Source organism: Leyella stercorea (genome assembly GCF_021531355.1).
GTDB lineage: Bacteria > Bacteroidota > Bacteroidia > Bacteroidales > Bacteroidaceae > Prevotella.
The window spans coordinates 1-9,670 of sequence record NZ_JADYTS010000094.1 but is presented as its reverse complement, the minus strand read 5'-3'; the positions used below and the strand labels follow the sequence as shown (position 1 = coordinate 9,670).

The window sequence follows — 9,670 nt, the reverse complement described above, 5'->3', positions numbered from 1 at the left end:
CTGTGATGCTATATGCTTCGCCATACATGAATTCTTTACCACTATGGTTGGTTATAGTGAATTTGATTTCTGTGGTGCCCAATGGATAGGAAGGTTTCTCCGCCTTGAGGGAGATGCCTTGGTAGGTGCTCACGCCTTCCCTGTTGTCGATGATAGGGTCCAACTTGCCCTCAAACCTGATGGCGGGCGAGTTGTAAATCTGCCTACGAAACTCCTGCTGCTTCTCCTTCGTGTTCCAACGGAGCGCAACATCAATGGAGTTGGATCCCATTCCAAATCCAACAACATTTCGCAAGGCCGGAGTCTTGTCTTCCGACAGGAACTTCCGCTCAAGTATCCGCATAATGGCGTTCAGTTCCCTATGCGAATATTTACGCGCCGAAGCCTTACGATAGGTTCTCTTCTTGCTATTGACAACTTTCTTTTTGCTAATGGCAACCCTCTTTTTGCCAACAGTTGCCACTTTCTTTTGCTGAATGGCCATTGATGGGTTGCAAGCAGCACAAGTGGTTTGCATTGAAAGGAACATTGTCAATCCTAATATTATTGCATTGAGGAGTTTTGGCTTCAGTCTCATAGTTATCAGCAATTAATAATTTAACATGTAGAGAGATATGAACTCTTATAGTATATTTCTTTTCTTATGAGAAAAGTTCAATTTATTTTGCAAATACTATATTTTAGTTTATCCACAAAATGATGCTATGATATTATTTTGTCTCTCATAATCTCTTCAATCATTGCGTTCCTTTTTGTCCGTGATAAGTTCTTTCATATCCACAGACAAGAACTGTGCAATTTCAAGAAGTGTGGTAAGGTTGGGTTGAGAACGGTTGCATACGTAAGCATTGACCGTACTGAAACTCCTTCCTAACTTCTTTGCAAGCCATGTTTGGCTTATCCCTTTGTCCTCTAAGACTGCTCTTATGCGATTTGGGGTGTATTTTTATCGTTTTTACGCTACAAAAATAATATTTTATCGTGATAATCCATCCAAATCCCTTGAATATCTGCTGTATTCCGTCGTAATTTAGACAATATAGAAATATAATCTGCAAAAATGGGACTAAGCAATTGATTTCCCAACATGGCAAGATACATATATGCGTTCATAAATATTTGTTCTATTTACCATGTTCTTAAAATGTCAAAATCGGAAATTTATCATTGTTTTCAGTGTTAATTTATGTTTTCTCATGCTTTCATTTTGGGGTTTCTTGATTTTGTTGTTCCTAATTTGTTTATTTCATCTATGTTATATCTAAAACAATCTTGATTATCAGTATATTACGACTAATCAGACCCTTGTTAGAGTTTCACTGTCGCCAATCTCTACGCCAATGGTAAGATAATCGAAACCTAAGTGGTGGAGCTGTTGCAGTTCCTCTACCGTCTTGTTGCGAACATCCGTGATTCGAGAGAAACAACCGATGGTGGGGTGTCCTTCGCCTACGTATTTTCTGATGAGTAATGCAATGTCAGTCAGGCGGTTCGTGGTGAGCACAAAAGGATTGGCACCAGTAAGAAATATACGGTGAACTCTTGGTTGGAAAGCATGGACTACTTTTAAGTCTTCCTCTATTTCCGACATCGGAGACATTCGGAATTTCTGCTTGCCATAGAGCGTGCAGAACTTGCAGTGATGCCAAGTACAGCCAGCTGTGACCTGCAAGAGTTGTGAAGTGGCTTCATAAGGAGGTCGCCACACCGGACCGTCAAAATGTAATGTGGGTTGCATACTATTTCCTTTCTTTTTTACGTTATTATAATGGTATCATCAAAATTGATGGTGCAAAGGTAAGGAGATGCCGATAAAAGAAACCATCGTATAGGCTTTATGCCCCTAACCAAAAGGTATGTATTGAAGATTATGAAGAAGAAACTCAATTATGATTATTGCCAAGCCGCTCCTGTTTTGGAATGGATGAGTCAGAAGTGGGCATTGGTCGTGATGCTCCGTATAGAGGAATACGAAAAGGAAAGCATCCGTTTCAGCGAACTTTTCCGAACTTTCCCTCAGGTTTCTGAAAAAGTACTTGCGTCAACGCTTGATTATCTACTGCAAGAAGGACTTGTTACAAGAGAGAGATTTGAAGAAGTTCCTCCAAGGGGGGGATATTCTCTCACACCAATAGCCAAGGACTTCTTGCGAGAAATCAGCTACGTCATAGAATGGGGACAGTTACATTTTGAGCAGATAGTGAAGGGCAGAAAATAGTCATATACATTTATATTCTTTAACTAAACCTTGTGCAGTCATTAAGCCTTTGGCGTATCTATATCAAGATAGATAGTACGAAACAATTCGCTCATGGCTTCAAATATAACAACATTAGTAGAAAAAGCAAAACAAGGTGACGCTGACGCTTTCAGCACATTATACCAAATGTATTATCCTAAGATGAAAGGGATATGCATCAATATTCTTAGAGAGGACAAGGCTGTCGTTGACGACCTTGTCCAAGATGCTTTTATACTTGCGTTTGTTTCATTAAAAGACTTAAAGAATACTCATAGGTTTAGCCAATGGCTTACAAGTATCACCACTAACCTTGTATTGAAATATCAGGAGAAAGGTAAGAGATACGATTTCATTTCTTTGTCTGATGTAGAGGAAGAATTTTGTACCGTATTGGAAGATGACAACACTTCCAAGCAATCAATTTCGTATGAGGAAATTATGTCAGCTATAGACAGTTTGCCTGAAGGTTATAAGAAAATATTCAACATGTCTGTTTTGGATGGCTTATCCCATCAAGAAATCAGCGAATTACTTGATATTGCTCCACATAGTTCTTTCTCACAATTGTCAAGGGCAAAGGCAATGTTGCGAAACATTTTGTCTCCAAGAGCTATGCTTATCATCGTATTGGCGTTGATAGTCATCCCTGTATATAGATATTTTACAGCAAAGAAAAAAATATTTTCAGAAAATGATGTGAATATAGTTCGAACTCGAAAGCCTAATGAAGACATTATGCCTATACAAAAGAGGCCTAATGTTTCTGTTAGTAGAGCGCAAAACGCTGTTTTGTGCTCTAATTATCGAAGTGTTCAACAGGGAAAGAACATTGTTATAACTGTTGGTGATTCGATTAAGACAGGTCAAAATGTAATACTTAAAATATCCGATTCTTTGCAGGAGAACCAACATGTTTTGGCTGATAACAAGCGAGATAGTATCATAACAAAAGATACTGTATATACACCTATTCCAAACGAGGAAAGATGGATTGCGGATGATACAAAGACGCACAAGAAAAGTAAATGGCAGTTGCTCGCAGCTGGTTCTTTGGGTACTACTCTTGTGCAAAATGTTTATAAAATTATAACAAGTAACGGTAATGATATTACGAGTGAACAACCTTCAAAAAAAATTTTTACTACATGGGAAGAGTATTCTGAATATCTACATCGCTTAACTCCAACTGACCCAACGGCGGAAAATGTTGCAATGATGGATATTGCCGACAATAACAAGGGCAAAATTGAAGAGGTAGAACATCATGACAAACCAATAATATTAGGATTGGCTGTGAACAAGAGCATAGGAAAGCATTGGAGTTTAGAAACAGGACTCCAATACTCTTACTTGAAGTCATATTTTACTTTAGGTACTGGCAATTACCGTGTTGACAAGGAACAAAAGTTGCATTACATCGGTATCCCGGTCAAGCTCTCGTACCAATTCATGGCGTACAAGAGACTGTCGGCTTACGGTTCTGCAGGAGCAAGCATTCAGATACCATTGTCTGGAAAGACATATGCAGACTATGTAATAGGAGGAAAGTCTGGCTATACAACGGATTGGAAGACAACACCTTCTATACAGTGGACTGTAAACACTAACATCGGAATACAATATCAAATTGCACCAAAGTTGACTTTGTTTGTTGAGCCAACGCTGAATTGGTACATTCCGAATGAAAGCGAAGTCAAGAACACTTGGACAGAACGTCCATTTACATTGACTGTGCCTTTCGGTATTAGGCTCTCTTGGTAAGAAAGTATCATTTTGCATGCAGTCTTTATGAATGACCTGTATCTATATATACAGAAAAGTCAAAAAATAAGATACATGCAAAAAAGACATACAGACAGAAAGATGTATTTCCGTGACTTGGAGATAACATCTAAGGAGTTTTACATCAGCTATTTGTCAGATTTTACGGAACTGACACCAAAGAGTAGAATTTTGGAGGTAGGCTGTGGTGAAGGAGGAAACTTAGTTCCCTTTGCACAGTTGGGCTGCAAAGTGACAGGTATAGATATTGCCGAATGCAGAATTAAAGAAGCCAAAGCATACTTTTCTGAAATCAGCAATCATGCTACATTTGTATGCAGTGATTTCATGCAATATCCTGTTCCATGTAATGAAGAAGATAAATATGACGTAATACTATTACATGATGTGATAGAACACGTTCCGACAAAAGAGCCATTTCTTGCACACCTAAGAAAGTTTATGAAAACAGAAGGCGTGCTGTTTGTCGGATACCCCGCATGGCAAATGCCTTTTGGAGGACATCAACAGATTTGCAGAAGCAAACTTTGCTCACATCTGCCATTCATTCACTTGCTGCCAAACCCTTTATACCGGTTGTTGCTAAAAACATGCAATGAAGAGAAAGGAACTATGAATGAACTTATGAGCATAAAAGAATGCCGAACAAGTATAGAGTTGTTTGAAAGACTCATACATCAATGTGGATTTTCGGTAACAGATCAAAAACTCTGGTTCATCAACCCACATTACAAACAGAAGTTCCACCTTACCCCACGGCTCTTGCCACATTGGGTCTGGAAGGTGAAGTATATCAGAAATTTCTTCACCACTTCATGTTGGTATATATTGACCATAAGCCATAAATAGAACTTACGTTCTTTAGGCAACCATTAAATCTATGAAACAATAAATAAGATATACTTAACCATTTCGGAAAAGCAGACTCCAAAAATCAGTATTGGAATCTGCTTTTATACTTATATATAAATGTAGGAAAACAGTATGATAGACAGCATTTCTATTTGTTCTTATAGAATAAAAGAGGATGATTGGCGATCACATCCTTTGAGGGAGTAGTTTCAACCGTACCCCTCTAAAATATCATTGGATAACTTTTGTTTGCCACATTTTGAGTTCTGTTGAAACATTCCTATTCAAACACTATTTGGTAGTTTTTAATGTAAGTTCAAGATAGAAGTGCAATTTTCAGGTAGAGGTAAAGATAAAATCTAATACCTGAAAACACCGAGGGGTTTGGGGGCGAGCAGCCCCCATGAGAGAACTTACGAGCCAGAATTCAACAATGCAAGTGAAATAAATCAAAAAGGGAGACCGAAGTCTCCCAGAGATTAATTAACTTTGCATTGCTTATGTACAAACAATTAACCTCAGAGCAAAGGTACACAATTTCTGTGTTACTACAAAGGAAATGCTCAAATAAATCAATAGCGGAGGCCATAGGAGTCCATCCGTCAACCGTAACGCGCGAGTTGAAACGTAACTCGAGCCAGCGTGGAGTATACAAATGGGACAAAGCTCAGAAACAAGCAGAGAAGCGTAGTAAGAGAACGCCAGGAAACCGTGCCATCAGCAAAGTAATCTGGGATGAAGTGAAACGACATCTGGTAAATGACCAATGGTCGCCAGAACAGATCTCCGGCTATCTCGCAAAGGATGGTTTCAAGATCTCTCATGAGACTATATACAAATGGATAAGGATTGATAAACGAGACAGAGGCACTCTATACAAGCAGCTCCGGCATAGGCTCAAGCATAGAAGCAAACCTGTAGGTGCAGCAGGAAGGTATCATATTCCCGACAGAGTCGGCATCGAAGAAAGACCTAAAGAGGCTGACGGAAAGCGATTTGGCGACTTTGAAATGGATACTATTGTCGGACCAAACAACCAGCAGGCTATAGTGACTCTTGTAGAGAGAAGCACCAACAGGCTGTTCATGGAGAAGTTGAAACATGGAAAAGATTCCAAAGAACTCGCGCTTGTCGTCATAGATATGCTGAAACCTTTCAAAGATAGCATACGTACTATAACGACTGACAACGGAAGAGAATTTGCTGCACACAGGAAGATTGCCGAGGCTATTGGTGCCAGTGTATACTTCACCGACCCATACTCATCATGGCAAAAAGGAGCTATTGAGAATGCCAATGGGCTCATCAGGCAGTACATACCCAAAGGAATGTCATTCAAGGATGTCAGCGATAGTCAAATACGGAAGATTCAAGATAAAATCAACAACAGACCCAGAAAAAAGCTTCATTTCTCATCGCCTGATGAACTTTTTTCAAAATACATAGGTGGGGTAACAAGGTTATTGGAACAAATATAGTAATTTTGCATAAAAATATAGATATGAGAAAAGAAAACTTCGATAAACTCTCAGAGGCTCTCAAAAGATATACTGACGCAGAGGAAGCCTATTCGAGAGCCTGCTGCACAGATGACGAACAGCTGCAGTATGACACAGAATCGGAAATGAATGCCTACTGTGATTTGCTTACTGTCGCTGTCCAGCAAGTTCTTAACGATGAGATAGACAACATACAATAGTACCGATTGCACTTGCCAGTTGAATTCGCGTAATGTAATCGAAAGTTAAATACGTTAAATTATTACCTTTTCGTTTCTAAACAGAATCCACACAGTCTCTTTTCTACCGTTTAGAGCGTATAGTATTGATAATCAACTAATAATAGATACTTTACATTGTATTTAGAGCCTTATAACTAACCATAACCTACAATGACTAACCGATCATAAAGTCTTGATTTTCAACACTCTTTGATTTTTAACACTTTCTGAGTGTTTTTTGGCAGTTCCCGATTTCCCACATATTTTTGCAGCGTATTTCTACCGTGGAGAATTTGCGGAGCTTTTATTTTGTCATATCGTGAACGTAGTTTACAATGATTTACGAGTGGTTACGATGAAGGACAGATTTGAAGCTGATAGGAAAAAAGCGTTATATCGTGCACAGGGTTGACAAAGGTTGTCAATAGTTCACTTCCGTTTACTCCATCGGTGGAATACTCAAAGTATGTAGAACATAGCAATATCAAAGAGTATGAGACCGACAAGAAAATGTGAATTTTGTGGCAAGACATTTGTGCCAAGGACATATATGACTTTTGTTGTCGGGAGTTTGGTGAAGAAAATGTCGTTTCGTTCATTGTTCATCTAGACGAACTAAATCCTCATGCACATGCGGTCATTGTCCCCATCACAAAGGACGGCAGACTGAGCGCAAAAGATCTTTTTGGTGGAAACGACATGAATCAAGCAAGAACAAGGATGCGAGAACTTCATAGCCGACTTGCAGAGGTTAATGAAAAGTATGGACTGGAGCGTGGTGATGACATCACCATAACTGGAGCTAAGCACAAGTCAACAGAAACTTATCGCAGGGAGTTGGCTGATGAATGCCGCACTTTGTCAAATGAAGTAGGCATGAAGAAGACGCTTCTTTCTGGTCTTAATCGTAGCATCACAAAAGCAGAGACAAAAATCAAGGCTCTGCAGACTATGGTCAGCAATTTGGAGAAAGCGGAAGCAGAGAAACAAGCGACCATAGCCGAACTTGAAGATTACATGAAGAATCATCTTGGTGATGCTGTTGAGATAAAGGCAAAGATTACCGCCACCAGAAAGGAACTCTGGGATGTTCGTGACAAATTGAACGACAAGAAGATGAAACTTGCGCAGGCTAAGTTGCAACTTGATGAGTTGCAGAAGAATACCTCCCACATCGAAGCAAGAAACAGGGAGATTAAAGCCGATTTTGAAAAAACAGCTGTTTCATACCAGCAACAGATGATCAATAAAATATGGGCGCAGGCTGGTATGAAGGCGTTGGCAGAGATAGCAGACATCTATCCTCGTATGACGAGCATTCACGACAGCAGCCTATTTGACGACAGCTTTGCAATGGACTTCATTAATTATGGCGACAAAATTATCTATTGTGCAATGTACCTCTACATCGGCTACGTCAACGAGGCTACCAACTTTGCTGAAAGCCAAGGTGGTGGCGGTAGCGACACCAAAGACTGGGGACGTGAGAAGGACGAAGATGAGATAGAATGGATAAGACGATGCTTGCGACAGGCGACAAAGATGATGAAGCCAATGAAGAGAAAAGGCTTGAGTAGATAACGAAACCAGCCATTCTCTTATATAATGAAGGAGAATGGCTGGAAAGTTCTTAAAATGTGAATGGATAAACTTCACCATCTATTATGATTTCAAGGGACATTCTTGTAATTTTTTTGTATTTTATATTGAAATATCCAGAATAATCAGCCCCTGATGGTACTGTGTTCATTTTTACATAGCCATCGCCTAATTGCTGTCTTATTTGACTTTGGCTATTTGCATAGTTCGCATAATTTTCGTTGGCTCTTTGTTGGGCGGCATATGCTGCTGCGCCATCATAAGTTCTAGTTGTGCTTTGCCCATAAGTTGTTGTATAAGAAGAACCATAAGCATTTGCATATCCATAGGTGTTACCTACATAACCATAAGCATGAGCACTGCCTGTTGTGTATGCACTGCCTGAGTAAGTGGTTGTTGATGTAGACTGTCCTGCACCATACGCAGCCATCCCCTCTCCCAAAGCAACCCAAAAGTTATTCCAACTTTGTTTGCGTTTTACGATTTTGTCATATTCTGCATATGTGAGCAATTGAAGTTCAACTTGTTGTGGTATATAGGTGTTGTTTGTTTTACTACCTTAAAATTGTAACCTTCAACCTTGATGTTGTTTGGGTTAAACAAAATGCTTTTCTTGGAAAAATTCTGAACACAAATATTCATGTTATAGTATTTTCCGTATTGTTTCGCCAAAAAAGGTGTAATATTAACAACGACATCTTTAAATTTTACATATGATACCGTATTGCCTTTTACGACGTACCTTCCCATTTCTTTTACAGGATAACCTGCGATAAACTCATCAACATCCACATAAGAGTTAGAATCTGTAGGCGTGTATGTAATACCGTAGAAATTAAATGCATTAGGATTGTTAACGTCCTCAATAATATCGAAAGATTTTCCTTCAGGAATCTTTTCAAACTCAAGGATAAATTGATGACGTTGATTTCTTCTGTCAAACATCATGTACTTATTCTCTGCCTCACTATTTATGGGCATATTTATTGTAGATATCATATGATACTGTTTGGACGAGCCTTCTACTTGAATAAAAGTTTTGTCTCCAAAATTCATCCAACTGCTTGTTTCGTTCCAATTATCGGCATCTGGAGTTGTATAAGCCATATACACCATTGTGCTCAGTTCACGATTATCAACTTGCAAGATTTCCATCTTGGTAGATGGACCTTTTTCGTATTTTGCTCCTGCATATTGAGCATGTGCTTTTACTCCAATAAACAAAGAGTAAAATAGAATTGTACAGATAATATATAGTTTGCTCATAATCTGAAAAATATTATTTATATTAACTTTTAAATAAATTCAAATGTTAATGTGGCTATTTGAAATCTTTGAAATATTCCATTACCCATTCGTCATAATCAGTTCTATGATTATGCCTTAATTCATCAAACAAATTTCGGCTCACCCGTAAAACCCTGTGTTTACCCAAAGATCATTGATAGTCTGTAGAGGAAGAAGTCGATATCAAC

The 9,670-nt window shown here is 38.9% G+C and carries 10 protein-coding genes and 1 pseudogene; 6 read left to right on the top strand and 5 right to left on the bottom strand.

The window, feature by feature from the left end; genetic code table 11:
• The 3 genes and pseudogenes from I6E38_RS13395 to I6E38_RS13385 all read right to left on the bottom strand — a co-directional run.
• Positions 1-577 (bottom strand): annotated as a pseudogene (locus I6E38_RS13395) (hypothetical protein); the annotation flags it as partial.
• Between the two features lie 156 nt (positions 578-733).
• The gene (locus I6E38_RS13390; protein WP_235394469.1) at positions 734-928 is read right to left on the bottom strand and encodes a helix-turn-helix domain-containing protein; all 195 of its coding nucleotides are present in this window, start codon (positions 926-928) and stop codon (positions 734-736) included.
• 369 nt (positions 929-1,297) lie between these two features.
• A complete protein-coding gene (locus tag I6E38_RS13385; protein ID WP_235394468.1) occupies positions 1,298-1,738 on the bottom strand; it encodes a radical SAM family protein in 441 nt (146 codons plus the stop codon).
• 132 nt (positions 1,739-1,870) lie between these two features.
• Here I6E38_RS13385 and I6E38_RS13380 point away from each other — a divergent pair, with 132 nt between their 5' ends.
• From I6E38_RS13380 to mobV, 6 genes are all read left to right on the top strand, one after another.
• The gene (locus I6E38_RS13380) at positions 1,871-2,218 is read left to right on the top strand and encodes a winged helix-turn-helix transcriptional regulator (RefSeq protein WP_235394467.1); all 348 of its coding nucleotides are present in this window, start codon (positions 1,871-1,873) and stop codon (positions 2,216-2,218) included.
• 93 nt (positions 2,219-2,311) lie between these two features.
• The gene (locus I6E38_RS13375) at positions 2,312-4,003 is read left to right on the top strand and encodes a sigma-70 family RNA polymerase sigma factor (RefSeq protein WP_235394466.1); all 1,692 of its coding nucleotides are present in this window, start codon (positions 2,312-2,314) and stop codon (positions 4,001-4,003) included.
• Positions 4,004-4,078: 75 nt separating this feature from the next.
• Positions 4,079-4,873 carry a class I SAM-dependent methyltransferase gene (locus I6E38_RS13370; RefSeq protein WP_235394465.1) on the top strand — a complete coding sequence of 265 codons (795 nt, stop codon included), beginning with the start codon at positions 4,079-4,081 and terminating at the stop codon, positions 4,871-4,873.
• 503 nt (positions 4,874-5,376) lie between these two features.
• The gene (locus I6E38_RS13365; RefSeq protein ID WP_235394464.1) at positions 5,377-6,354 is read left to right on the top strand and encodes an IS30 family transposase; all 978 of its coding nucleotides are present in this window, start codon (positions 5,377-5,379) and stop codon (positions 6,352-6,354) included.
• 23 nt (positions 6,355-6,377) lie between these two features.
• Positions 6,378-6,575 carry a hypothetical protein gene (locus I6E38_RS13360; RefSeq protein WP_094447043.1) on the top strand — a complete coding sequence of 66 codons (198 nt, stop codon included), beginning with the start codon at positions 6,378-6,380 and terminating at the stop codon, positions 6,573-6,575.
• A gap of 540 nt (positions 6,576-7,115) precedes the next feature.
• On the top strand, positions 7,116-8,177 hold the full coding sequence (gene mobV / locus I6E38_RS13355) for a MobV family relaxase (RefSeq protein WP_235394463.1): 1,062 nt from the start codon (positions 7,116-7,118) through the stop codon (positions 8,175-8,177).
• A 49-nt stretch (positions 8,178-8,226) separates the two neighbouring features.
• On the opposite strand, the gene I6E38_RS13350 is transcribed toward mobV, so the two are convergent.
• Positions 8,227-8,706, bottom strand: coding sequence for a hypothetical protein (locus I6E38_RS13350; protein ID WP_235394462.1), 480 nt, complete (start codon positions 8,704-8,706; stop codon positions 8,227-8,229).
• Positions 8,673-9,461 (bottom strand): hypothetical protein, encoded by a 789-nt coding sequence (locus I6E38_RS13345; protein ID WP_235394461.1) that lies wholly within the window; start codon positions 9,459-9,461, stop codon positions 8,673-8,675. Before I6E38_RS13345 ends, I6E38_RS13350 begins: the two co-directional genes overlap by 34 nt.
• Positions 9,462-9,670 lie beyond the last annotated feature (209 nt).